We start from the raw sequence: 24,442 nt of genomic DNA, 5'->3' as shown, positions 1-24,442 counted from the left end.
ATAACTGACAACAATGCTACAAAAATAATTCGGGGTGTTGTGTATGGTGAGTTTTTCTGGTGCTTTGACCTGGGAAGGTCTGTGGGGCTTTTTGACGGGGCGGATGTATATGCCCCACGGAAGCTGCTATCTATGGCAAACCCCTCTAGTCGGTCTACATCTGATGGCGAATTTGCTTACGGCGATCGCCTACTTTTCGATCCCGATTATGCTGGTTTATTTTGTCAAAAAGCGGCAGGATATGCCTTTTTCACGGGTGTTTATCCTATTTAGTACTTTCATTACTGCCTGTGGAATTGGTCACTTTTTAGATATGTTGACCCTCTGGTTTCCCATTTATTGGATTGATGGGATCGAAGGCAGTTTTACGGCTTTGATTTCCTGCTATACCGCCATAGAACTGTACACTCTTTTACCAAAATTTTTAGCGCTCAAAAGCCCGGAAGAGTTGGCAATTATCAACCAAAAATTACAACTCGAAGTGCAGGAACGCCAGAAAGCAGAAAGCATTTTGAGTCGTATTGTGGCGGGCACGGCTGCGGTCACAGGACGTGATTTTTTCTCGGCCCTAGCGGAAAATTTGGCGATCGCCCTTGATGTTTGTTATGTCGCCATTCGTGAAATCCTCGACAACGACACTCATTCGCCACAAACCCTTGCCACCTGGAAAAATCCTAAATTTCCCTCGATCCCAGCAGTGGCGATCGCCTCCCCTGCTACGGAATCCGACACCAGTCAAACACTCCAGTTCCCGATCCAAGACCGCAATTCTCGCACTATCGGCACCCTCCATGTGCAGCACTATCAACCCACCATTGACCAAGAGCTAGCCACAAAATTAACCCGTATTTTTGCCGCCCGGGCCGCCGCAGAAATTGAGCGCAAACGCGCCCTAGACGAACTTGCCTGGGCCAATAATCAACTCGAAACCATCAATAACCAACTCGAAGAAAAGGTCGCCGCCCGCACCCAAGCGCTCAAAACAGTAAACGAAACGCTCCGGAGCAGTGAAGCCCGTTACCGCAGTTTAGTGCTCAATATCCCTGGGGCCGTGTACCGTTGTCTCCCCGACGCACAATGGACAATGGAGTTTCTTTCCAATGGTATTGAACCAATTACTGGCTACCCGGCGACGGATTTTTTACATAATCAAGTTCGTGCCTTCGGAGACATTATCCACCCCGAAGATTACCCACGGGTTCTTGCCTCTTTGGGCACGCTTACCCCCGATAATCCCACCTATACCGATGAATACCGTCTTGTGCGCGTTGACCAAAACATTTGTTGGGTCTTTGAACAGGGACGGGGAATTTTTGATGCAACCGGTCATTTGATTCGCCTAGAGGGGGTAATGATCGAAGTCACTGACCGCAAACTGGCTAGCCAAGCCCTTGATCAAGAGCGGCGGCAACTGCGGCAACTGATCCAAAATATGCCCGTGGCAATGGCGATGTTAGACAAAAAGCTATGTTACGTGGCCCATAGTCATCAGTGGCTTGTTGACTATCAGCTTGGGGAAAAAACCCTCGTGGGGCGATCGCACCGTGAAGTTTTTGTGAATCTCCAGGAAGACTACCAACAGCACCTCCAAACAGCCCTAGGCGGTCAGGTGATTACCTGCGAAGAAGATTGCTACGTCCAGCATGATGGCAAAAAACAGTACCTCAAATGGACAGTCCAACCCTGGTATCACCGGGAAAATCAAGTGGGTGGGGTAGTGATTGTCACCCAAAATATCAATGATCTTGTCGAAGGTCGTGAGGCTGCCCTCGCTGCATCCCGCCTTAAATCGAGCTTTTTGGCGAATATGAGCCACGAAATTCGCACTCCCATGAACGGCATTCTCGGCATTGCGGAGCTTTTACAAACGACTCAACTGAATCCCCAGCAACAGGATTTTATAAAAACCCTCAGCCAAAGCGCGAACCATTTACTTTATGTGATCAACGATATCCTGGACTTTTCTAAGTTAGAAGCCGGGGAAATGCGCCTCGAATCCGTGCCTCTACAGATTATTGACTGTGTGGAGTCGGTGGCAGAGCTACTGGCTATTCAGGCCCAAACGAAACAGGTGGAATTGATCACCACTATTGATCCGCAACTGGGAGGAACAGTTACGGGAGATTCGATGCGGTTGCGGCAGATATTGACGAATTTAGTTGGTAATGCGATTAAATTTACCCATCGGGGTTCTGTGGTGATCCGCGCTCTACCCATGGCCGAAGATGAGGCTTCTGTTTTGGTGAAGTTTGAGGTCATTGATACTGGGATTGGCATTGACAAAGCAGATCAAGCAAAATTATTCCGGTCTTTTTCCCAGGTTGATCCGTCTACGACAAGGGAATATGGGGGAACAGGTCTCGGTTTGGCGATCGCCAAACATTTGGTCAGTCTCATGGCCGGAGACATTGGTTTAGAAAGTAGTCCTGGCCAAGGTTCAACCTTTTGGTTTACGGCCCGTTTCCAACGGTTAGAAACGCCGCCCCCCCTGCCCCAACTGGCCCCTTGCCGGGTTCTCCTCATTGACTCCCAGCCCTTGTCTTTAGAAGCGACGCGTCGGCAGCTCAGTCACTACGGGGTCAGCGTCACGGCCTATGGGGATTTTATGGGGGGGATCCTCGCCCTCGAACAGCAGGATAGTTTTGATCTGATGCTCTTGGCTTTACCCATTGTTGGTAATCAGGCAGGCATCGAAACGGTTCTAGATAAAGTAAAAACGCTCCTCCCCCGGGAAAATTTAGTGCTGCTGCTATCGGCGGTGGATTATCCTCGCTTAAAAAATTGGCTGCAGCCCCAAGGACTCCGTTATCTCCTCCGCCCCCTCCAACAGGAAGCGCTACTACGTTGCCTCCAAGCGGAAAAAAGGCTGGATCAGACAATGGCAGATGACCCAGATTTGGATTGGACTTTAGCAGAAATTTTGAGCAATCAGGGGGAGCGATCGCCAGATATTCAAATCCTCGTGGTCGAAGATACGCCCATTAACCAAACGGTTATTCTCAATCAGCTTGAAATTATTGGTTTTCGCAGCATCGATTGTGTGAGTAATGGCCGCGAAGCCCTCACTCAGCTCCAACAGCGGACCTATGACCTGATTTTGATGGATTGTCTGATGCCGGAACTAGATGGCTATACGACCACGGAAATGATCCGTCAACAAGAACAGGAGGATACCCACCAATTGATTATCGCGATGACGGCCAATGCGATGAAAGGCGATCGCGAAAAATGTCTAGCGGCGGGGATGGATGGCTACATTGCCAAACCCACCAGTATTAAGACCCTCCGTCAGGTCATTGATAAGTGTTTACAAAAGGCAGAAAAAAGTCGATCCGCAGGGGCGATCGCCGCGCCAACGATCCAGGAAAACCCAGAAATGGTCGCAGATCCTGACGCGCCTGTAGATTTAACACAGTTGGTGCATTTTTATGGCGATAATCCCAATTTCCACCGGGAAGTATTCAGGCAATTTTTAGACTTTGCCGCCAGCTACATCGAAGCACTCCAAGGGGCGATCGCCAATCGGGATGCCGCAAAAATTTCCTACGAAGCCCATCGCCTCAAGGGAGCCGCCAGTAGCGTGAGTGTGCGTAAAATTCCAGACTGGTGCATTGCCATCGAATTCGCCCTCGCCACCGAAAACTACGCCACGATCCAGACGCTTTCCCAGCAGATCGAAACCCATTTCCAGGCAGCCCACCAGTTTATCCAGACCTACCTCGAATCCCCCGACTGATGGCCGAACAACCCTTGATCTCAGAGTTCTGAGCGGCGAATATCTTGCTCAGCTTGCTTTCTCAAAAGGCGATCGCGGCGGCTATGGTAGAGCTTCGTTTCCTCTGGGGTCATCTGGGTTGGATCGAGGATAATCAACCCATGGAAATTTAACGCCGGATAAACCTTTAAATGGGGTAAACATTCCTCCAGGGCTTGCAATACAAGGCCATAGACATCCGCTAAAAAATAGTCAAAGGCCCCTGGCTGATCCCGTTGCCGATAGCCCACTGCCTGTTCCAGGTCTTTTTGGGAAATAATATAGCCCGCCTCAAATTGTGAAAACTCCAACATCGCTGCCCATACTTAAATTGATCCAAGGAAAAACATAAAACAAAAACTCCCCCAAGGAGGGGGAGCCATTCGGTATTTAAAGAGATATTTATACCGCTTGGGGTTGTTGGGGTTGCCGTTGGGGCTGGAATTGGAACAGGGAGTAAACCACGTTCCGGCGGATGTCGATCATCATTTCCAGGAACATTTCGTAACCCTCTTGTTTGTATTCGATCAAAGGATCTTTTTGACCATAGCCCCGTAAGCCGACAGATTCCCGCAGGGCATCAATGGCCTGGAGGTGTTCCCGCCAGAGGGTGTCGATCTGCTGGAGGATAAAGAACCGTTCTGCTTGGCGCATCAAACCGGGTTGACTTTTCTCCACCTGGGCTTCCTTGAGGTCGTAGGCTTTGCGCACTTCTTCATGGAGGAAGGTTTTAATTTCGGGGACGGTCATATCCTCAATATCTTTGGGTTCTAGATCTTCGAGGAGGTAGATAAATTCTTTTGCTTTATCGAGGAGCTTATCGAGTTTCCACTCTTCGGGGGGCAGTTCGGGGTTAACGTAGGCCTCGACAATTTCGCTCATGGTCTTTTCGGCGTATTGGATGACCTGCTCTTTGAGATCTTGCCCTTCTAAGACCCGACGGCGTTCAGCGTAAATGGCCCGCCGTTGATTGTTCATTACTTCGTCGTACTCAAATACCTGTTTCCGGGCGTCGTAGTAGAAGGTTTCGACTTTCTTCTGGGCACCTTCGAGGGAGTTGGTAAGCATTTTTGATTCGATGGGCATGTCTTCTTCGACCCGGAAGGCATTCATCAAACCAGCCACGCGATCGCCCCCGAAAATGCGCAGGAGGTTATCTTCGAGACTCAAGAAAAATCGTGTCGAACCGGGGTCCCCTTGACGACCGGCCCGGCCCCGCAGTTGGTTATCGATCCGGCGGGATTCGTGGCGTTCTGTCCCAATGACATGGAGGCCGCCATTTTGAATCACCTCGTCATGCTCCACGCTGGTGAGGTCATGGTAGGTTTTTTCGATGGCATGGTATACCGTCCGCAATTTTTGCACCACAGGATCGGCGGTGGGGGCATTTTCCGAGGCGATCGCCAACTTTTCTTCGGCCTCTAGTTCCGTCAAACTTTGGTTGCCATATTGATCGACGGCGAACTTTACCGCTTCCTTAAGCTGCTGTTCTAAGTCTGTGGGCAGTTCCGTTGGATAAATGTCGAGGGTGGTTTTCCAGGTTTTTTTCTTCTGTTTATTGTTGGTGTCAAAACCCTGGCCGCCACTGTTTTTACCACTGCCGGCGATCGCAAAATTGCCCTCATCCTCTGGTTTAACGATCTGGGGCATAAAATATTCACGCATCTTCAGGCGAGCCATATATTCCGAGTTCCCGCCGAGGATAATATCTGTACCGCGACCCGCCATATTTGTGGCGATCGTTACAGCCCCTTTACGACCCGCCTGGGCGACAATTTCCGATTCCTTCTCGACATTTTCGGGCCGCGCATTCAACAGGTTATGGGGAATACCCAACTCGTGGAGATAGGCCGAAATAATCTCTGACTTTTCTACACTGGTGGTCCCAACTAGCACCGGCCGGCCTGTTTCGTGCATCTGGGCACATTCTTCAGCAACAGCTCGCCACTTTGCTTTCTCATTTTTGTAAACCACATCCGCCAGATCTTGTCGCTTGGTGGGACGATTGGTGGGGATGATCGTCACCTCAAGGTTGTAGACCTTTTCAAATTCTGTTTCTTCGGTTTTGGCTGTCCCCGTCATCCCAGAAAGTTTGGGATAGAGCAAGAAAAAGTTTTGGTAGGTAATATTGGCGAGGGTTTGGGTTTCTTTTTGGATCGTGACCCCTTCTTGGGCTTCGATCGCCTGGTGGAGGCCATCACTCCAGCGTCGTCCTGGCATAATCCGGCCTGTAAATTCATCGACGATCACCACCTCATCGCCGCGTACGATGTAGTTCACATCTTTCTTAAACAATTCCTTGGCTTTAACGGCATTGAAAATATAGTGGGCCCAAGGATTTTGCTCGTCGTATAAATCCGTCACTCCTAGCAATTGTTCTGCTTTGGCAAACCCTTCGTCGGTCATCAAAACATTGCGGGCTTTTTCATCGACTTCGTAGTCGCCGGGGCCGTCTTCCTCGACTTGGGGCACCAACTGTTTCGCAATTTCCGCCGCTTGGAGATATTTTTCGGTGGGGCGTTCGATCTGCCCAGAAATAATCAGAGGTGTTCTGGCTTCATCAACAAGGATCGAATCCACTTCGTCAATAATGCAGTAGTTAAAGGGACGCTGCACCACTTCTTGGATCGTGGTGGCCATATTGTCCCGCAAATAATCAAACCCTAGTTCAGAGTTGGTGGTGTAGGTAATATCGCAGCGGTAGTTTTCAATCTTTTCGGCCGGCCCCATGCTGGACTGGATTAGCCCCACAGTAAGGCCCAAGAAACGGTGTACCTGCCCCATCCATTCGGCGTCCCGGCGGGCGAGGTAATCGTTCACGGTGACCACATGAACCCCTTTCCCCGTGAGACCGTTGAGATAGGCGGGCAGGGTGGCAACGAGGGTTTTACCTTCCCCGGTTCTCATTTCGGCGATTTGCCCTTTATGGAGGACGATCCCCCCCAAAAGCTGGACATCGTAGTGGCGCATCTGGAGCACTCGCCAAGCGGCTTCGCGAACGACGGCAAAGGCTTCGGGGAGGATTTCGTCTAAAATTTCTTCGGTTTCTTCGTCGCTATTGGCTTTGTCGAGCTTGGCGCGAAATTCTACAGTTTTTTGGGCTAGGGCTTCGTCTGTAAGGTTGGCAAAATCCTCTGCGAGCAGGTTGATTTCAGCGACGAGGGGCTGAAACCTTTTGAGTTTGCGGGCGTTGGGGTCACCAAATAGCTTCTTAAACATAGGATTTTGATTACAAACGGAGGATTAGGGGAAAAATATACTCATTGCGCTGGCACTGACTAAACGCCATTTCCTCAATTTTGGGTCTGGCGTTGGGCGATCGCAAATATTAATTTAATAACTTTTTTTAATTATGGTATCACTCCCGTTTTCGGTGAGAGAGTGGGGAAAATACGCCAGGCCATAGAATTCTATCGGCGATCAAAAGGCGATCGCCCCTGGCATTTGGCTCGTGAATACCAAAGCAAGCCATAATCTGACGCATCATAATTTGCGCAACCGTGACAGGCAATATTCCTGGAGCAGGCAACCGAATACCAAGGACGGAGAGACGTTTGGCCGGGCCTAGGCTTTAGTAAATTCGAGGCCGTTTTCCGCCGCATAACGTTCCATAAACCGCATAAAACGATCCCATTCAGCGGTCGAGCGCATCACCAAGCGCGCTTCAATAATGCGTGGTTTCCCATCATAAAATTTTGCTTTGACTTCGCGGGTGACAATTTCGCCTTCTTCGTCGATGAGGTACATACCCGTAATTTCATCGGTACTTTCTTGGGCGAGGGCGGCGGGATCTTCAAAGGAAAATACAGCGGTGCCGGTACTACCATCGGGGGAACGGGTTAAGCGGATACCGGGAACTTCGGGTTCATTAACGCCTTGGGAAAACTGAATAACGGCCATAATAATTTAATTTTTCTTCATATATTTGTGCCCCTATCTTCTCATACTCCCATCGGTTTGTTGATGGCCTGGGTCGGGAAAAGCGGGACTTTTTTAACAAAAGCCTGGGGGAAAATCAGGGATTAATCGAGGTTATTTGTTTCTAATTCCCAGGGCTGTTGGGCGTTCACGGTTTTCAAAATCTGTTCAAAGATCGACCGACAATGGTTATCGGTATGGAGGGGGAGTTCTTGATTTTTCGCCACAAAATCCACTTGCAGTTTGCCATCTTGAACTTTGTTGCGGTCAAATAGGACTTCAAGCTCCACAAGTTTGGTGAAAGAAACATTGCCGGGTTTTTCTTTGGCCATGATGTAACCTCCCGTCTCATAGGTGAGGTTGAGGTCGCATTCCTGGATGATATCCCTGAGGGAAGCGAGCATCTCTGGTTCGGAGAGTCCAACGAAGTAGGAGCAAGTATAACGCGCCATAAAAAATATCTTTCAACCATGCTGAAGCATTCTTTTTTATATTACCGAACGGGAGGCCCCTAACCGAATGATTTCTCTCGATCAGGTTCTTGGTCAGCCCCAAGCCGTCTCACTCTTGCGTCAGGCGATCGCCCAGGATCGTCTGGCTCCTGCCTACCTATTTGCGGGGCCAGAGGGCATTGGTCGCAGTTTGACAGCCAGGGGGTTTACGACGGCCCTTATGACCCAGGAAGTACCAGAAGCAGCCCAACGTCTGATTCGTTATAAGCTCCTAAAAAATAATCACCCCGATTTGCTGTGGGTAGAACCCACCTACCAGCACCAAGGCAAACTCTACACCCCAGCCCAGGCCCAGGAAGCTGGCTTAAAACGGAAGGCACCGCCCCAGATTCGCATTGAACAGATCCGCCAATTAGGGGAATTTCTCAGTCGTCCGGCCCTGGAAGCTCCTCGTTGTGTGGTGGTGATCGAGGCGGCCCAGACCATGGCAGAGGCTCCGGCCAATGCTCTTTTAAAAACCCTAGAGGAACCCGGCAACGCGACGTTAATTTTACTGGCCCCCAGTGGCGATAGTTTGTTGCCGACCCTCGTTTCCCGCTGCCAAAAGATCCCTTTTTATCGCCTTTCCCAGGACGATGTGGCGCAAATCTTAACGGCCCAAGGTTATCAACACATTTTGGCCGATGCAACGATTTTGGCGATCGCCCAGGGGAGTCCCGGTGCCGCGATCCAAATTTACGAGCTACTGAGTAATGTCCCCCAGGATTTATTACAAAGCCTCCAGCAACTCCCCCAAAACCCCCTTGGCGCTTTTAGCCTCGCGAAGGGAATTCACAATGCCCTTGACATAGAAGTGCAATTGCAACTTATTGACTACCTCCAATATCAGTACTGGCAACGGTTTCACAATGATCAACTGATCCAGCGCCTCGAAACCACCCGAAAATACCTCCGTAATTATGTTCAGCCCCGTCTCGTGTGGGAAACTTTCTTCTTAGAATTTTGCCAAACTAGCCCTTAACACCACTGCTGCTGTCACTGGGGATGATGTAGCGCTGGAGGAAAACAAACAGGATCATCACTGGCAAGATAGAGATAATCGAACCCGCCGCGATCAAGCGCCAATCGAGGGAAAATTGGCCCGCCAAGGTCGCTACTCCCAGGGGCAAAGTATAAAATTCCGGACGGTCAATGACGATTAGTGGCCAGAGAAAATCGCTCCAGGCACCGATAAAGACAAAAATTGCCAAGGTAATCAAAGCCGGACGCACGGCAGGCACCATAATGTGCCACCAAATGCCCAGTTCCGAACAGCCATCAATGCGGCCCGCTTCTTCTAATTCCTTGGGCACCCCTTGAAACGCCTGTCGCAGCAAGAAAATTCCAAAGGCAGAGGCCAGACTGGGAAAAATAATCCCCAAGTAGGTATTACGCAGACCAAGCTGCACTGTCAGGACATATAGGGGAATCATCACGATCTGAAAGGGGATCATGATCGTCGAGACGATGGTGGCAAAAATAGCATCCCGGCCTCGGAAGTCCAGACGCGCCAAAGGATAGGCTGCCAAGGCACAAAACAGAAGATTAAAGCCCACGGTAAGAACCGCAACAAGGGTGCTATTGAAGAGATAGCGGCCAAAGGGATGTTGTTGCCAGACGGTGACGAAATTACTCAGGGTCGGCGCTTGGGGAATGAGTTGGGGTGGAAAGCTAAAGACGTTTTCGGTGGGGGATTTGAGGGCGGTGCTCAACAACCAGAGCAGGGGAAAAAGCATCACTAGGGCGATCGCCCCCAGAAGGAGATAAGTGGCAGCGGTTTTCAGGCGATTCATGGAGGGCCGACATGGAGAAGATTGCAGCCTTATTTTGTCACATTCGGCTGGGGATCTCGGCAAGGAAAACGTTAGGCAAAGTGTTGAAAAGTTTGAGTTTGGCTTAAGGGCATGGTTTGGCCTGCACCATTGGCGATCGCCACCGTTTGCTCGGCGGTAATCTGGCCGATAATCGCCCCTTGACCTGGAAGCTTGGCCAGGAGCCGTTCCGCCGCCATCGGGGGGAGACAAAGCACCAGTTCAAAATCTTCGCCACCGTACAAAGCCCACCGCAAAGCCGTTTCTGGATCTTGATAACGCCGAAGGGCCGGGGACAAGGGGATTTTCTCTGCTTCCACTACGGCACCGACACCACTGCGTTGACAAATTTGCAGCACGGCATCGGCCAAACCATCGCTACTATCCATCCCTGCTGGGGGCGAATCTGAGGAGTTTAAATGCGGCAGCACATCCAGGCGGGGTTGGGGCGTTTGGTGGGCGCGGATCAAGGCTTGGCGATCGCCTATCGATAAAGTTTGAGAGCGAGCATTGGTATGGAGCAGCAATTCCAGGCCCGCACGGGAATCCCCATGGCAACCCGTAACGAGAATCACATCGCCCACTTTCGCGCTACTGCGCTGAATCGCACGGTGCGGTGACACCACCCCAAAGGCCGTAATGCCGATGGTTTTCACCGGCGATCGCGTTAGATCCCCACCGACTAAAGGCGTACCATAACGACCTAAACAGGCAGCTAACCCTTGATAAAGCTGATCGAGCCACAAAATCGGTGTTTCAGGAGGCAGAGATAAACCCACGGTAATGCCGATTGGTGTGGCCCCCATCGCTGCTAAATCCGATAAATTTGCCGCCACTGCTCGCCAGCCTACTTTCTCTGGGGGCATCGTGCGATCGCCAAAATGGACGCCATCCACCAGCACATCCGTCGTCACGACTAAATTCTGGCCAGGGGGGAACGTTAAAACTGCCCCATCATCGCCGATAATTTCTGCTGGACAAAACCGCTGCAGCCGCTGGAGAATCTCCGCTTCCCCAAAATCCTTGAGACATTTTCCTGCCGTCATCGTTTTCTCGCCAAGCCCTCCATGATGAATTGTTTATGCTCTGAAAAAGTATAGTAATTGACTAAATCCATTACTTTTTTTGTAAAATCGAGGAAATAGTAATGGACTATGACAACATGGGTACCAAAAATAAAGCCGTCACCGCCTATCTCCCCGAGGAAATTGAAGCACGTCTGACTGCTTTTTGTTTGGAAAATGGTCTGTCTCGCCAAGGCAAAAAAAGCGGTAAAGAGAAGCCCGCCTTAGGCACAGGCATTATCGAAGTGCTGCGGATCTTTTTTAGTGCTGACCTTAATGGCAACACTCCCACTCCCGTTTTAGACAAAGATGAGCTCCAAGCTATTGTCTCTGAAACTCTACCCAGTAATGTACCAACCCAGGAATGGGTACAAACAGAAATTCAACAGGCGATCACCCAGCTCAAATCTGAGTTAGACAGCCCGGCCCAAACCACCGAAATACCACCCAACCCTGAAAAAAAAAGTCCCCTCATCCTGAAGCAAGCTGACCTCGCCCGCCGCCTCCGTTCCAACCCCTCGACCCTCAGTCGCCATAATCAAAAAGGGGGCCAACATTTCGCCCAGTGGTCGAAGGCCAAAGACCCCGAATCTGTCGCCTGGCAATACCGTGGCGTCGAGGACAATAGCAAAATGTATGAAACAATCGAGCTTTGAAATGAAACATCATTCATCATATTTTAATGTTTCTCTAATCGATAACTCTGGACTTTCCAGGGCTGAATAGGCGTGTCAATTGCTTGTGAAATAGTATCCTCTAAACCATTTACCTGTTCTGTGATAGTTAGCCCCAAAGTATTACGATAATTTAATTCAATTTCTTGGCCACAGGCCTCGTAAAAACGGAGGATATAATCTTGATTGGATTCTGCTTGTTTTAATGCCAATAAAACCAAATTATCTGAACCTAACGTCAAAAAAGAATGGTGAGGTGGTAACTGATTTTGGTTGGCAGTAAGATCAGGAACCACTGCGCGTAAAGGGGAGTTGAAATTCCGCGCTAAATTAACAGTTTTCGCCCTTTGCCATGGGCCGCTGTGAGGATATAGGGCATAGGCTAAGTGATGCATTCCCCGATCTGCTTTAGGGTCAGGCCAGAGGGGGCTTTTTAATAATGTTAGGCGCAATTGACTGGATTTTACATCGTAGCCATGGTGATTTTTTGTGAGAATACTCACGCCATATTTCTCATTATGAAAATCAGCCCAACGTAAGGCTGGTACTTCCCATTTTGCCGGATCGATTTCAGGTTTTCGTTCGATGGCGCCACAGGGAGTTTCGTAGGTGCAAGTAGCCTTGTCAATGGCAAAAGGGAACGCAACTTTTAAGACAATCTGTTCTGCTTGCCAATCCACGGTGCTGTAAATCTTTAGCATTTTCCCCCGGCAATCGAGTTGATAGTCCTGGATAAACGTGGACTGATTTAATTGCTTTTTTACGCGGATCACTGAACGCACAGCATTTTTCTCTCGCCAGTGAATTGAAACGACTCCAGCGGGTTGGAGAGGCTTACTTTCGTAATCAGGGGCAATATCCCAAGCGTCCCAGTATTGACCTTTATCTTCAAAGGCTTGCAGTTGATTGCCAGCACCAGAAAAGATATTTTTCCTGTTGATTTTGTCAAAATATTGCGCAATATCTCCCGTTTGTGGATCAATTTCAATCTGGAGAAAATCATTCTCTAAAATAAAGTCTGGCTCATTGCATAAGTCATCTTCTCTTTGGGTTGGTGCTTGTGGATCGGGAGATAACCAGTAGAGGGAGTAACCGACGGATGACACTGTCGCAAGAAATGATAAATATTTTTTGTAATTTTGATCTGTCTGTAAATCTTCAACAATAATTTGTGACTCGACTTTGTTACCGTTCCAGTCGTAAACTGTCACTAAATCGGGAACCCTTAAACTAACAACCTCTGTGCGGTCCCAGTTGAGGTCATTAAATAAAAGTAGTGGTTTAGCTGCCGTTTCTAAGGGACAATCATAGGTGATTTGTGTGGCGATCGCCTGTAGATTTTGGGATAACATCGCCTCGCCAGCATTAATCACTTCCTGCCATTGTTGATTCGCTTCTGTAAAGACTTCAGGAATAGAAGTGCCTGGTAAAATATCGTGAAATTGATTAAATAAAACTTTTTTCCAGAGATCTTTTAGTTGGCTTTGAGAGTTGTTTAATCTGAAGGGATCTGGATGGGGTAAATTGTTGGCGATCGCCGACCAGATTTCGATTTGGCGCAGCAAGGTTTCACAGCGATTATTAAAGATTTTTTGATCTCGGTGCACAGTGTAGTACCCACGGTGCAATTCTAAATAAAGTTCGTCCTGCCAAACTGGTAAATCGGGGGCTTTTTTAACGTGGTTGAGATAGTTTTCTGCGGTGGAAAATTCCAGCTTTGGGAAAAATGGCGACTGTTGCCACTTGCGGGCCACCTGCAACATATCCTTGGTGGGGCCACCACCATGATCACCGACGCCAGGTAACCAAAAAATATCTTTTAAATGGGTTTGATCCTCCCATTTTTGGGCATAACTGGCCATCGTCAGCGGATTGGTATCCATGATTCCGGTGACATTGGGAGGCGTCATGAAGGTTAACAGTTCTGTCCCATCGGGCGATCGCCACCAAAACAAACCATGAGGAAAAGGAGCCGTATCATTCCAGTGTAATTTTCCGGTACCAAATGCTTTAATGTCACAATGCTCAGCCAGTTGAGGAAATTGATTCGGAAAACCAAAGGAATCCGGTAACCAAGCAATGGTTGAACGTCGGCCAAATTTTTCTAAAAAATATTGTTGGCCATAGAGAAATTGACGAATTATTGATTCCCCAGAAACTAAATTTACATCGGGCTCGACCCACATACCGCCCAACAATTCCCAATAATTATGATTAACGGCTTGTTGAATTTTCTCCCAAAGATCGGGACGATTGTTTTCAAGCCAATCGTAGAGAGCAGGGGTGCTGTGGCCAAAAATTAGTTCAGGAAATTCCCGTTGGAGATTTAAAACCGACTGAAACGTGCGTTGTCCGACTTCCCACGTTTCAGCAGTTGTCCAGAGCCAAGCCATATCTAGGTGGGCGTGACCCAAAACATGAAATTTTCTGGTTTTAATGCAACTGGCAAACGATATTAGTTCTGTGCGAATTTCTGCTAAAGCTTGATTGAATTTTTGCGTATCTGCGACTTGCGCCCAAGGGATACGATTTAATTGTTTTTCTACAACAGTGATCTTTTCCGGATTATGACGCGCTAAATAGTCGGTCAAAATTTTCAATTCTGTGGCAAAACTCCCCGCTTCTAAAATCTCTAAGGTCGGGGATTCAAAGATCAATTCAGATTTCATTAATGCGCCGATGTCATGGCCTGGACTAACGAGGGCGATCGTCACCTTGAAAATCTGATTCGCTTGGGCCTGATCCGTTAATAGTAGCCGCGTTGAAGAATCAAATAAATCACCTTCACAAACTAATTTGCCGTTGACAAAAATTGCGGCAATTTCGGCCCACCAAGTAAGATTTAAGCGGGCATTTAATCCGGAAATATTATAATTATTAATACTTTCAGGGAGGGTGATCTTTTGGTAAAACCAAGCGAGCTTTAATCCCTTTTCAAAAACGAGATAACCATTATTATTTGGTTGAATTGCTGCGAGTTGAGTGGGTTGAAAGGTTGCTAAATCTGGCCGAAATGTTTTCGGAACAGCGGTCTCTGTTTGGTAAAATTGCCATGTCGTTTGGGTCGGCAATGCAACAAAACTTTTTAGGTGCTCGATGGTCGCTTGGATAACAGGGGATGCCATGGGATATTTTCAGCCAGAGAACTGACTTTTATCTTAAACCCCAAGGGATACTGGCGTTTTCGATGAAATTGAGCAAGTGTTACCAGAATCGAGTTGGGCGATCGCCTGCCAGTTGATCACATCTTGAAAGAGCATCGCATAGCCTCCGCTGTTGGGGTGGAGACCGTCGGCGCTGAGGTTCTCATTGACCCAGTGGGTGCCGCGACTGAGCCACAAATCAAAAATATCCAGGTATGGAATTTGGCGATCACCGCACAGCTTTTTCGTCAATTCTTTGTAACGATATTGTTCGCTGTGACTGTAATATAGGCAGTCAAGAAAAGGCATTTTGGCTTCATTAACGGGCACTTGACCGATAAAAATTACCGGACAAAGTTGTTGCGCTTGTGCTAATAAATTGTCTAACTGGCTTTGGAAAAGGTCAAAATCCGTAAAACTTTTCCCATCGGGACGCCCCAGGCGCGGCGAATCATTGACCCCGACGGACAACAAAATTAAATCCGGCTGTTTATTGCGGAGTTCACCCCGTTGTTGGTACTCGGCTCCGAGGCGATCGCCCACCAATTTCACCGTATCACCGCGCACACCGAGGTTATAGAGCACATGGCCTTGGGGATTGCCCATCCAGTGGAGCCGTAATTGCTCGACCCAACCACCCCGGACTGGATCGCCAAACCCATACACCAAACTATCCCCGAAGGCGACGACCCGCAGCGGATGACGTTGGGCGTAGCTGGGGTTGATGTGGGTAGGACTAAGGGCAGTCATGGCAGATGTATTGGCAAAATTAAGCTTGCTTCATAAATCTACATCAAAAATGCAACTTCCTCCTTTACTGATAGCGATTTTCAATCATTTGGCGGAGTTTGATTCGGTTTAACTTTCCCTGGGCATTGCGCGGCAATTGTTCAACCAGCAACCAATGTTTTGGCTGTTTATAAGGGCTTAATTGCTTGGCGATCGCCATTTTTACCCTGTCTAAATCACTCGGATTTTTCAAACTCAGCACAGCGATGACAACTTCTCCCCAGTAAGGATCTAGCAAACCCAAAACCGCCGCATCTTTAACGAATTTCGTCCCTAGAATTGCTGCTTCAATTTCCGCTGGATAAATATTTTCACCACCACTAATAATCTTCTGGCTTTGGCGTCCAAACAAATGTAAATAGCCCGCTTGATCAAAGGCACCAACATCATCGGTTTCTAAGATTTTAGGATAATCAAAATTGGGGTAATAACCGAGAAATAGCGATTGGGCCGCAATGGAAATCAAACCCGTTTTTGATAAAGATAAATTGGCATGGGGCAAAACTTGGCCCGCACAATCTTTGCCGTCTAAAAAGTCTGCGGGTTTTAGGGCTACCACCTGGGAAGCGGTTTCCGTCATGCCATAGGTCAGAGCAATCCGGAGCTGCAATTGCCGGGCTTGCTCAAGGAGCGATCGCCAAGGTGGTGCCCCACCGAGTAATATTAAGCGGAACTGGGCTAACCATTGGGGGCAAACTTGGAGCAATACTTGTAATTGGGTCGGCACTAAGGACAGACAAAAATTACTGACATCCCAATCCGGCAAAATGCCGCGTTTTAACGCTGGATAATCGCCGAGTTTAAAGTCACCCCCACTCAAATGTGATCGCCACCATTGCATCAAGCCGCTGACATGGTAGAGGGGCAAAATACAAAGGCAATTTACCCGTTCTAAAGCGAAAAAATCCTGAAAAGCCTGGGCCGAAGCAGAGAAGGTTTCAGGGGTATGAATTGCCAATTTTAGCTGTCCTGATGTGCCGCCAGTGGGAATTAAAATGTGGGATTTTTTTGTTAGCAGTTCTGGCCTTTGATCTTGCCCTAAGAGTGATTTAATTTGTGTCCGTTCTGAAGTTTGCCAAGTAGAATTGACCAGCAACACGGATTCGTGACGGGCGATCGCCTTTTGAAACGCTTCAACAAAGAAGGCTGGATTTTTTTGATCAATGATTTGGAGCGACGACATCGAAGCAAATAAGCAGAATCCTTTAGAATACGGAGACAAACGCCCCTTGGTTGCTGATTATTCCATAATGTTCTCCAAAGAAACTTTTTTTGCCCTGTCTCTGTTTCCCTACCTCGGTTTTTTATGGTTCCTGACCAAATCCGGGAAAACGCCAAAACTGGCCCTGATCGGCTTTTACGTCCTCCTCGTTTTTGTGGCGATCTCCATTCCCGCCGGCATTTACGCCCAGGTGCAATACGGCGAAGAGCTGGCCAATGTGGACTGGCTCCATGGCGGCGCTGAATCTTTTTTGACCCTCTCCAATGTGTTGGTGGTCTTGGGTTTCGTCGGGGCGATCGCCAAACTCAAACAGACCAAATCTGAATAAATTTAGATTTTAAAAACCCCCTCCGGATTCACCGAGAGAATCGGCCGCCGCTGTATCCCTTCCCGTTGGAGAACGCTATTGGCAGCGAGCAAACCGCTACTGATTGCCCGTTCCATCAAGCCACAGGGGAACGGCATTTTTACCCAATCCCCCGCATACATGAGGTTGCTAATTTCGCTTTCGGTGGTGGGGCGATCGCCATAGCTATTGGGGGGATAGCCAGAGAAATTCTTTTGGTTTACCAGTTGCCGATGGAGCACCGTCGCCCCCTTTAGTTCCGGCACAATTTCGTATAGTTCCTGCTCAAAGGTGGCCAACAGTGCCTCTTGGGTAGGAAACTCTTTTTCCTTATAACAGTAAGCATGGAGCTCCACCACACTACCCCCGGTGCGGGCGGCCCAATCCTTAAACTGGGTCTGGATTTGGTGATATAGGGTAATGCTATCGGTCAAGGCATAGCCCGATAACGATGCAAACTTACTATGCTCCCAGGGGAAATCTCGATCCAACCAGAACCGTCCCACCGCAAAGGGATCAGACACCACGAGCTGATCAACTTTACGTTCTGCCTCTGGATCCCGGTCTCCCACTAAGCGGGTAAACAAATGGCGAGTTCCGGGCACGTCCGTTGCCAGCACTACATAATCGGCGGCAAGGGTGCCCCGCTGGAGTTCATCACTGGGATTTTCGGCCACCAACTGTACCTGATCAGCTTCACGGGCTTGGACTTTAAAGGGAGCTAAATCCCGTTGGGCGGGGCCACTCAGACGTTTACCATTGGCATCATAGCGAGCGCCATGACAGGGACAGAGGAAAGATCCATCCGGTTGCCGACCAACGGTACAACCCTGGTGGGTGCAGGTTAAGGACAAGCCTTCCTCCGTTGCCGGATTGACCGCATACATTGCATCCCCAGCGCCGTAATATTCCAGACTGTCATCGGTAATCAATTCATTCTGCTTCGTCCAGAAAGGTACATCCGTTTGTTCGTCTCCCTGTTGGTAGGCGATCGCCTGGATTTTGTTGTCCTGACATTGAATTTCGCTGACGGACACATCGGTCAAAATTTGGCCCCCTTTCGCGCGGATGGCGTCGGCAATGGGTTGAACGAGGCTCGTGCCCATGTCATCCACGGTGCCGTTAAACGCTAGGCCCTCTGGATTTCCGAAAAAGTAGAAGTGAAAAAATTGCAGCAATTCCCCTGTGCTCAAGGTATCAGGGGCATTGAGGCTAGATTTGGCGAAGGGTAAAAAGTAGAGGTCATAAAGGCCCTGGGGAAATTCACCCCGGACCCAATCGGCCACGGTGATGGTGTCGTAGGTGTCGTAGGTACGGGGGATTTTAAAGCCCGTAATCGCGTGAAAAACCTCTAAATGCTTAATTTTTGTGAGATTAATGCCCCAACGGAGTCGGTTCGGCGAAGAAATGGCGAGATCCACGATATTCCAAGGAAATGCGGTATTACTAGGACGAAATACCTCTGGGCGATAGCGGTCTGGATCTTTGAAAACGAGGGAATAAAAATCTAAGGATTGAAAATTGTCGTTGATGCTCAGTTCACTAACCAAGCTCTTGAGGTTGTAATACTGGGGAAAAAAGCCGTGGAAGCCATGTTCCATCATGAACTCATCTTCACCGACATTAATTTTCCAACTGGCGACCTTGCCACCGAGTTGGGGGGATTTTTCTAACAGCGTGACCTGAAAACCCCGTTGGCTTAATTCGTAGGCAGCGGCCAGCCCTGCTAAACCGCCCCCAATGACAACGACTTTTTTTCCCTGGCTGTGATAGTGGGGTAAATCCAAGGATTCTTGCTGGTGGATCGTCGGGTGGGGTTTGGCGAAGCGGGTGTACCCGACCATCGATCCGGCGGCTCCCACCCCAAGGAGTTTGAGGGCGCTACGGCGGGAAATGGGGGGAAGGGAAGTGTTGTCACTCATGCCATTCAGTTTAATTGCACATCTAGTGTCAATTATTATGAACTGATTTGCTGGGGGTGGGTTGTTTTTTTCGGCACTTTGTCACATTTGCGCAAAAAGACTTAGTTTCGGCGGATATTGAAGCAACACCATTCGTCTTTCTTCCAGAGGGCGGCGATCGCCCAGCCATTTTGCTCGAGGGTATCGGCGATGGGTTGAATCTGTTCGATCAGAATGCCGCTGAGGATTCCCCAGGTGTCCGGTTTGGCGATCGCCGACATCTTGGGGATCAGCTCAATAATAATTTCCGCCAAGATATTACAAACAATCCCGTCAAAGGGCTCCGGGTACATTTTGGGAAGGGTATCGATGCTGCCCTGGGCGACGACCATGCGCTCTGGTTCGATGTTATTGAGCGCCCGATTACTGTTGGAGGCAGTCACCGCCAAAATATCCGTATCCACCCCAAAGGTTTGCTTCGCCCCCAAAAGGAGAGACCCGATGGAAAGAATCCCCGAACCACAGCCAATATCCGCGATTACCTGGGTTTCTGGTTGCTGCCCTAAACGCATTTCTAGGGCTTCGAGGCACAGTTGGGTGGTCTGGTGAGCGCCAGTCCCAAAGGCAGAACCCGGATCGAGGCGCAATAAGAGGCGTTCTGAATGGGTGGGCACTTCTAACCAGGCTGGGTAAATCAACAGGCGATCGCCAATTTCCTCAGGTTGCCAATGGCTTTTCCAGCTACTTGACCAATCTTCTTCATCGATGAGATGCCACTTAACCACTGGTTTGGGTAAATGGGCAAGTACCGCATCCTGTTTCAGTAGCAGTGCTAAGGCTGCGAGATCTAAATGGTCAAACTCCGCCTGGGGGCTATAGGCACGGATCAGGTAGGATTGTCCTTTTTGCTCCCCTGCCATTCCCCGACAGCCAAAATCATCTAAGCGCCAGAAAATCGTTTCTTCTAAACTGGGGTCGCAGAGGATCTGTAATTCCCACCAAGTTGTTGTCATTGTTTTCCTCTTGTCATTGGGCGGGGGAAAGAATCCAGAGACCTTTCCCCCATGGCTCAACCTTACAGCTTAACCGTGTAGGCATCCCGGATTCCGGTTACCTTGGTAATCTCACTCAAGACACCTTCCGGCAGCGGATCATCTAGGCTCAGAACCATTACGGCGTCACCCCGGACAATTTTGCGGCCCACCTGCATACTGGCGATATTCACATTAAAGCTGCCCAGCAGAGAGCCGATCTTGCCGATAATCCCCGGAACATCCCGGTGGAGAGTAAAGAGCATGTAGCCCGTTGGCGGCACATTAATCGGAAAACCATTGATACTAGTAATGCGAATATCCCCGTCACTTAACAGCGCCCCATTGACGGAGTGTTCTCCATCAGCGCCAGTGGCTTCTAGGTGAATGGCTCCGGTGTAATCACGCACCGATTCATCACGGGTCTCAATGATCCGGATCCCCCGTTCCTTCGCTTCGATTTCTGCGTTCACATAGTTGACCCGTTCCCGCAATGCCGGAGAAAGGAGACCTTTGAGCGCAGCTACAACCAAAGGCTTGGCTTCTTTTTCGGCCAAATCCCCTTGGAGGGTCACATTTAATTTTTCGATGCGGCCTCCGGCTAACTGACCGACCATGTTCCCTAGGGTCTCCGCCAATTGGAGATAGGGACGCAGTTTTTCCATGACGTTGGCATTAAGGCCAGGAATATTCACCGCAGAGCGTGCTGGCAACCCTAAAATGACATCCCGAATTTGCTCGGCAACATCAACGGCAACATTTACCTGGGCTTCAGCGGTAGAAGCACCCAAGTGGGGGGTAAGGACGACGTTATCCAAGGCCCGGAGTTCAGATTCACCCAGGGGCTCTTCTTCAAAAACATCCAAAGCGGCCCCACCAAGGCGACCTTCTTGGATCGCTTTAGCAACGGCGGCTTCATCAACAACGCCACCACGAGCACAGTTCACAATGCGGGTGGTGGGCTTCATTTTGGCGATGGACTCTTCGCCAATTAAATGGGTAGTTTCGGGGGTTTTGGGGACGTGGAGGGTAATGTAGTCGGCTTCCCGGAACAGGTAATCGAGATCGACGAGGCGACAACCCAATTGTCCGGCCCGTTCTTCGGAGATAAACGGATCATAGGCGAGGAGCTTCATGCCTAGGGCTTTACCGACGCTAGCTACGTGGGCACCAATTTTGCCGAGACCGACAACGCCGAGGGTCTTTTTATACACTTCTGCGCCGATGAATTTTTTCCGGTTCCATTCTTTGGCTTTGACGGACTGGTTGGCATCGGGGATGTGGCGAGAGAGGGACAACATCATCGCGAGGGCATGTTCGGCGGCAGCAATGGTGTTTCCTTCGGGGGAGTTGACGACGATGATCCCTTGGCGGGTGGCGGCGGGAATATCGACATTATCAACACCGACTCCGGCACGGCCAATGATTTTGAGGTTTTTACCGGCTTCGATCACTTCTTTGGTGACTTTGGTCCCGGAGCGAATCATCAGGGCATCGTATTCGGGAATAATGCTGATGAGTTCTTCGAGGGGTAATCCGACTTTAACGTCTACTTGGGCGACCTGGGAGAGGATATCGATTCCGGCTTGGTCGATAGAGTCGGAAACAAGAACTTTAGCCATAACAATTCGATTAAATATAAATGTTTCGTTTGGGTCGGATACTGCGGGTCGTGTCGCCGGGGGCGGGGTTTGGGGGAAGTTCCCGTGGGCACGAGGGCTACAGATCCTTAAGTTTTTGTATAGAACAAAGGATTATTCTATCCTGACTGCTCACCCTGGACGGATTTTTCCCTGGGGGCGATCGCCTTTTTTCTAGATTTACAGGCGGAGTTTTGGTACTTAAATCTCGAAAAGTCCGGGAGGGGCATCCACTTCCAGGCGATTTTCCACTAGATCAACGACGGGGACAATGGCTTTCACGAAGGGGACAAGGTGCTTTTTCTGGTTGGCATCGGTGACTTCGAGGACGTCCTGGGCCGCCGTGTAGAGATCGCTGACAATCCCCAGCTTTGCTTGGGTGTTGTAATCAAATACCTCAAGGCCAATCAAGTCACTGACATGGTATTCGTCGGCTTCGAGTTCGGGGCGATCGCCAGCCCGCACCAGAACTTTGGCACCCCGGATATTTTCTGCTTGGGTACGGTCTTGGATATGTTCAAATTTCACCACAAATAAATTTTTGCCAGGGATTTGACGACCCCGTTCGAGTTCTACTGACTGGGGATCTTGGTTGGGCAGTTGTAACCACCGTTGACCGGGTACTTCGAAGCGTTCAGGAAAATCGGTGCTGGGATTAATTCGCACTTCTCCTTTAAGACCCTGGGCGGCCACCACCTGGCCAATGATGATCCAATCCTGTTCTGCCATGTTGCGCCTCAATGTCTTTTTAGAGCGATGTAAAAAAATTTGGGTTAAAAACTCAGGCTTCTTACTTTATCGGATTTTTCTGACGGAACGCGCCCTTTACAATACTTATAAGTTTTACTTGGAATCTGGCCCTTAGCTATGACTGACACAAATTCTGGACAAAATAAACTCAAAGGTCTCGTAATTGGTTTGGTGGCGATCGCCCTGGCGGTATCCCTCGCCCTGGGGATCAAATTCCAGCCCCCTGCCGCTACCCTCGAAGCCCAAGCGGCCGAAGCCGTACCCCTCGCCGTTGCCCTCGACAATGGTCGCCCGACTTTGATGGAATTTTATGCGGATTGGTGTACCAGTTGTCAGGCCATGGCCCCGGATCTCCGGCAAATCAAACAAACCTACGGCGATCGCCTTAATTTTGTGATGCTCAATGTGGATAACGGCAAATGGCTCCCGGAAGTGCTGAAATATCGCGTTGATGGGATTCCCCACTTTGTTTTCTTAGATGAAGCCGGCCAGGCGATCGCCGAAACCATTGGCGAACAACCCCGCAGCATCCTTGAAGCCGACCTCAATGCCCTCCTCGCCCACAACGACTTACCCTACACCTACGACCAAGGCCAAGTTTCTAAACTCGATCGCCCCAATCAACAACCCCGCCAGAGTGATCCCCGTAGCCACGGCGCCCAGGTCAAATCCTAGGTTTTGGGCGAAAAACTTGCCTCACAAATTTTCCCAGAAAGGTTGGCTATAATTGAAGCCAATTTTAAGGCCCTGGCCCGTTCGTGCTGGTGCCTCAGATTTTTCTAAATACCCTAGGTTTCAGGTTACGCCCTGTTTCAGTAAAGTACCTATGAATATTAAGTCTCTCCTCACCACCATCACTTGCTTGTCAGTCGGCTGTCTCGCCCCCAAAGCAGCCCTGGCCCACGCCATTGAAACGAATTTCCAAGTGCGCTTCGATAACTTTGAGCTCCAAAGCACCTTTGGTGATGGCGAAGTTTTCCCCAATGCCCCCGTTACGGTTTACTCTCCAGAAAATCCTGACCAACCGATCATGATTGGTCGCACCGATGAAAACGGGAAATTTAGCTTCAAAGCCGACACTACCAAAGCCGGAGACTGGGCCGTAGAAATTGGTTCCGCCGACGATAGCCACTGGGATCGCCTGATTGTGCCCGTCCAAGCAGAGGGGATCGACGCCAACGCCATTAGCGAACTGCCCCAACCGGAACACAGCCATGATTACTTTGCCTATTCATTCCTAGCGGGAATCGTCGGCTTGGGCCTCGTCTTTGGGATGCGCCAAAACCAAGACCGCGCTTAAACACAAATTATTTTTTACAAATTAAGGCTCACTGCCCCTTGACGGAGAATGCGCCAGCCGGAGCCTGTCCACTGGGCCACCGTCGAGGGCTGTCCACTGCCAATTTTGCTTGTTCGTTCCTGGGTTGTGCAATCAAGCACTGGGATTTCGGGAAATTCTTTGGCGATCGCCGCCATCCATTCGAGGGGGTCGCTACCGGAACGGTTGGCGCTGGTGGTGGCGAGGGGGCCTGTTTCTCGCAAAATCCCTTGGGCCAAGGCCAAATCGGGGACACGCACGCCAATGGTACCGGAATTAGTCGGATTCATTGCCGCTGAAACCTTTTCAGAAGCGGGTAGGACAAGGGTCAATGCCCCTGGCCAATATTGTTGGGCGATCGCCTGCCATTGTGCTTTTTCTGTCTCACTACCCACCACATAGTCCCAAATCTCCGGTAGGGAAGCCGTCATCAGGATCAGCGGTTTATCGGGCGATCGCCGTTTCAATTGATAGATCAGGGGGGCGGCGTCGGGTTGTGCCGCGAGGGCAGGCACGGTATCCGTGGGGAAGCTCACCACTTGGCCATTATTTGCCCGGTCAACCAGGGCAGCAGCAGTAACGAGGGGCAT

At 49.7% G+C, this 24,442-nt stretch carries 20 protein-coding genes; 6 read left to right on the top strand and 14 right to left on the bottom strand.

The window, feature by feature from the left end; translation table 11 throughout:
* Nucleotides 1–43: 43 nt before the first annotated feature.
* Nucleotides 44–3,736 carry a response regulator gene (locus AACQ84_RS06435; RefSeq protein WP_041443450.1) on the top strand — a complete coding sequence of 1,231 codons (3,693 nt, stop codon included), beginning with the start codon at nucleotides 44–46 and terminating at the stop codon, nucleotides 3,734–3,736.
* Nucleotides 3,737–3,756: 20 nt separating this feature from the next.
* On the opposite strand, the gene AACQ84_RS06430 is transcribed toward AACQ84_RS06435, so the two are convergent.
* From AACQ84_RS06430 to AACQ84_RS06415, 4 genes are all read right to left on the bottom strand, one after another.
* Nucleotides 3,757–4,068, bottom strand: a complete 312-nt coding sequence (locus AACQ84_RS06430; protein WP_012306881.1) for a hypothetical protein — start codon at nucleotides 4,066–4,068, stop codon at nucleotides 3,757–3,759.
* Between the two features lie 88 nt (nucleotides 4,069–4,156).
* A complete protein-coding gene (gene secA / locus AACQ84_RS06425; protein WP_012306880.1) occupies nucleotides 4,157–6,973 on the bottom strand; it encodes a preprotein translocase subunit SecA in 2,817 nt (938 codons plus the stop codon).
* 345 nt (nucleotides 6,974–7,318) lie between these two features.
* Nucleotides 7,319–7,654 (bottom strand): photosystem II reaction center protein Psb28, encoded by a 336-nt coding sequence (gene psb28, locus AACQ84_RS06420; RefSeq protein WP_012306879.1) that lies wholly within the window; start codon nucleotides 7,652–7,654, stop codon nucleotides 7,319–7,321.
* Nucleotides 7,655–7,776: 122 nt separating this feature from the next.
* Complete coding sequence (locus AACQ84_RS06415; protein WP_012306878.1) at nucleotides 7,777–8,124, bottom strand: hypothetical protein; 348 nt, start codon at nucleotides 8,122–8,124, stop codon at nucleotides 7,777–7,779.
* Nucleotides 8,125–8,191: 67 nt separating this feature from the next.
* Here AACQ84_RS06415 and AACQ84_RS06410 point away from each other — a divergent pair, with 67 nt between their 5' ends.
* The gene (locus AACQ84_RS06410) at nucleotides 8,192–9,145 is read left to right on the top strand and encodes a DNA polymerase III subunit delta' (RefSeq protein ID WP_012306877.1); all 954 of its coding nucleotides are present in this window, start codon (nucleotides 8,192–8,194) and stop codon (nucleotides 9,143–9,145) included.
* Here the strand turns inward: AACQ84_RS06410 and AACQ84_RS06405 are convergent.
* Nucleotides 9,135–9,956 (bottom strand): carbohydrate ABC transporter permease, encoded by an 822-nt coding sequence (locus AACQ84_RS06405; RefSeq protein ID WP_012306876.1) that lies wholly within the window; start codon nucleotides 9,954–9,956, stop codon nucleotides 9,135–9,137. The two genes, AACQ84_RS06410 and AACQ84_RS06405, sit on opposite strands and share 11 nt — an antisense overlap.
* A 71-nt stretch (nucleotides 9,957–10,027) precedes the next feature.
* Nucleotides 10,028–11,020, bottom strand: coding sequence for a thiamine-phosphate kinase (gene thiL, locus AACQ84_RS06400; RefSeq protein WP_012306875.1), 993 nt, complete (start codon nucleotides 11,018–11,020; stop codon nucleotides 10,028–10,030).
* A gap of 101 nt (nucleotides 11,021–11,121) precedes the next feature.
* On the opposite strand from thiL, the gene AACQ84_RS06395 reads away from it, so the two are divergent.
* Nucleotides 11,122–11,694 (top strand): hypothetical protein, encoded by a 573-nt coding sequence (locus AACQ84_RS06395; RefSeq protein WP_012306874.1) that lies wholly within the window; start codon nucleotides 11,122–11,124, stop codon nucleotides 11,692–11,694.
* Nucleotides 11,695–11,717: 23 nt separating this feature from the next.
* Here the strand turns inward: AACQ84_RS06395 and AACQ84_RS06390 are convergent, their stop codons facing one another.
* The 3 genes from AACQ84_RS06390 to AACQ84_RS06380 form a co-directional block, all read right to left on the bottom strand.
* Nucleotides 11,718–14,837, bottom strand: a complete 3,120-nt coding sequence (locus tag AACQ84_RS06390) for an alpha-mannosidase (RefSeq protein WP_012306873.1) — start codon at nucleotides 14,835–14,837, stop codon at nucleotides 11,718–11,720.
* A gap of 33 nt (nucleotides 14,838–14,870) precedes the next feature.
* Nucleotides 14,871–15,605: a GDSL-type esterase/lipase family protein gene (locus AACQ84_RS06385; RefSeq protein ID WP_012306872.1), complete on the bottom strand. Its 735-nt coding sequence runs from the start codon at nucleotides 15,603–15,605 to the stop codon at nucleotides 14,871–14,873.
* A gap of 64 nt (nucleotides 15,606–15,669) precedes the next feature.
* Nucleotides 15,670–16,827 (bottom strand): 2-succinylbenzoate--CoA ligase, encoded by a 1,158-nt coding sequence (locus tag AACQ84_RS06380; RefSeq protein ID WP_012306871.1) that lies wholly within the window; start codon nucleotides 16,825–16,827, stop codon nucleotides 15,670–15,672.
* Between the two features lie 67 nt (nucleotides 16,828–16,894).
* Here AACQ84_RS06380 and AACQ84_RS06375 point away from each other — a divergent pair, with 67 nt between their 5' ends.
* Nucleotides 16,895–17,194, top strand: a complete 300-nt coding sequence (locus tag AACQ84_RS06375) for a DUF3593 domain-containing protein (protein WP_041443825.1) — start codon at nucleotides 16,895–16,897, stop codon at nucleotides 17,192–17,194.
* Between the two features lie 2 nt (nucleotides 17,195–17,196).
* On the opposite strand, the gene AACQ84_RS06370 is transcribed toward AACQ84_RS06375, so the two are convergent.
* The 4 genes from AACQ84_RS06370 to rimM form a co-directional block, all read right to left on the bottom strand.
* A complete protein-coding gene (locus AACQ84_RS06370; protein ID WP_012306869.1) occupies nucleotides 17,197–19,134 on the bottom strand; it encodes an FAD-dependent oxidoreductase in 1,938 nt (645 codons plus the stop codon).
* Nucleotides 19,135–19,235: 101 nt separating this feature from the next.
* Entirely contained in the window at nucleotides 19,236–20,126 is an 891-nt protein-coding gene (prmA, locus tag AACQ84_RS06365) for a 50S ribosomal protein L11 methyltransferase (RefSeq protein WP_012306868.1), read from the bottom strand.
* A gap of 62 nt (nucleotides 20,127–20,188) precedes the next feature.
* A complete protein-coding gene (serA, locus tag AACQ84_RS06360) occupies nucleotides 20,189–21,766 on the bottom strand; it encodes a phosphoglycerate dehydrogenase (protein WP_012306867.1) in 1,578 nt (525 codons plus the stop codon).
* Nucleotides 21,767–21,985: 219 nt separating this feature from the next.
* Entirely contained in the window at nucleotides 21,986–22,513 is a 528-nt protein-coding gene (gene rimM / locus AACQ84_RS06355; RefSeq protein ID WP_012306866.1) for a ribosome maturation factor RimM, read from the bottom strand.
* A gap of 138 nt (nucleotides 22,514–22,651) precedes the next feature.
* Between rimM and AACQ84_RS06350 the strand changes: the two genes are divergently transcribed.
* Both AACQ84_RS06350 and AACQ84_RS06345 read left to right on the top strand, forming a co-directional pair.
* Nucleotides 22,652–23,209, top strand: a complete 558-nt coding sequence (locus AACQ84_RS06350) for a thioredoxin family protein (protein WP_012306865.1) — start codon at nucleotides 22,652–22,654, stop codon at nucleotides 23,207–23,209.
* 151 nt (nucleotides 23,210–23,360) lie between these two features.
* Nucleotides 23,361–23,834, top strand: coding sequence for a hypothetical protein (locus tag AACQ84_RS06345; protein ID WP_012306864.1), 474 nt, complete (start codon nucleotides 23,361–23,363; stop codon nucleotides 23,832–23,834).
* Between the two features lie 14 nt (nucleotides 23,835–23,848).
* On the opposite strand, the gene AACQ84_RS06340 is transcribed toward AACQ84_RS06345, so the two are convergent.
* The gene (locus AACQ84_RS06340) at nucleotides 23,849–24,442 is read right to left on the bottom strand and encodes an L-threonylcarbamoyladenylate synthase (RefSeq protein WP_012306863.1); all 594 of its coding nucleotides are present in this window, start codon (nucleotides 24,440–24,442) and stop codon (nucleotides 23,849–23,851) included.

Origin of the sequence: Picosynechococcus sp. PCC 7002 (assembly GCF_963860125.1) — a bacterium.
GTDB lineage: Bacteria > Cyanobacteriota > Cyanobacteriia > Cyanobacteriales > MRBY01 > MRBY01.
The sequence above is the reverse complement of the archived record's forward strand: the minus strand, read 5'-3'. Positions and strand labels throughout refer to the sequence as shown.

Coding starts and splice junctions, on each gene's coding strand:
- psb28 (WP_012306879.1), bottom strand. CDS start 7,654: ATGGCCGTTATTCAGTTTTCCCAAGGCGTTAATGAACCCGAAGTTCCC.
- AACQ84_RS06340 (WP_012306863.1), bottom strand. CDS start 24,442: ATGCCCCTCGTTACTGCTGCTGCCCTGGTTGACCGGGCAAATAATGGC.
- thiL (WP_012306875.1), bottom strand. CDS start 11,020: ATGACGGCAGGAAAATGTCTCAAGGATTTTGGGGAAGCGGAGATTCTC.
- AACQ84_RS06435 (WP_041443450.1), top strand. CDS start 44: ATGGTGAGTTTTTCTGGTGCTTTGACCTGGGAAGGTCTGTGGGGCTTT.
- AACQ84_RS06370 (WP_012306869.1), bottom strand. CDS start 19,134: ATGAGTGACAACACTTCCCTTCCCCCCATTTCCCGCCGTAGCGCCCTC.
- AACQ84_RS06430 (WP_012306881.1), bottom strand. CDS start 4,068: ATGTTGGAGTTTTCACAATTTGAGGCGGGCTATATTATTTCCCAAAAA.
- prmA (WP_012306868.1), bottom strand. CDS start 20,126: ATGACAACAACTTGGTGGGAATTACAGATCCTCTGCGACCCCAGTTTA.
- AACQ84_RS06380 (WP_012306871.1), bottom strand. CDS start 16,827: ATGTCGTCGCTCCAAATCATTGATCAAAAAAATCCAGCCTTCTTTGTT.
- AACQ84_RS06350 (WP_012306865.1), top strand. CDS start 22,652: ATGACTGACACAAATTCTGGACAAAATAAACTCAAAGGTCTCGTAATT.
- rimM (WP_012306866.1), bottom strand. CDS start 22,513: ATGGCAGAACAGGATTGGATCATCATTGGCCAGGTGGTGGCCGCCCAG.
- AACQ84_RS06410 (WP_012306877.1), top strand. CDS start 8,192: ATGATTTCTCTCGATCAGGTTCTTGGTCAGCCCCAAGCCGTCTCACTC.
- AACQ84_RS06405 (WP_012306876.1), bottom strand. CDS start 9,956: ATGAATCGCCTGAAAACCGCTGCCACTTATCTCCTTCTGGGGGCGATC.
- secA (WP_012306880.1), bottom strand. CDS start 6,973: ATGTTTAAGAAGCTATTTGGTGACCCCAACGCCCGCAAACTCAAAAGG.
- serA (WP_012306867.1), bottom strand. CDS start 21,766: ATGGCTAAAGTTCTTGTTTCCGACTCTATCGACCAAGCCGGAATCGAT.
- AACQ84_RS06390 (WP_012306873.1), bottom strand. CDS start 14,837: ATGGCATCCCCTGTTATCCAAGCGACCATCGAGCACCTAAAAAGTTTT.
- AACQ84_RS06415 (WP_012306878.1), bottom strand. CDS start 8,124: ATGGCGCGTTATACTTGCTCCTACTTCGTTGGACTCTCCGAACCAGAG.
- AACQ84_RS06345 (WP_012306864.1), top strand. CDS start 23,361: ATGAATATTAAGTCTCTCCTCACCACCATCACTTGCTTGTCAGTCGGC.
- AACQ84_RS06385 (WP_012306872.1), bottom strand. CDS start 15,605: ATGACTGCCCTTAGTCCTACCCACATCAACCCCAGCTACGCCCAACGT.
- AACQ84_RS06375 (WP_041443825.1), top strand. CDS start 16,895: ATGTTCTCCAAAGAAACTTTTTTTGCCCTGTCTCTGTTTCCCTACCTC.
- AACQ84_RS06395 (WP_012306874.1), top strand. CDS start 11,122: ATGGACTATGACAACATGGGTACCAAAAATAAAGCCGTCACCGCCTAT.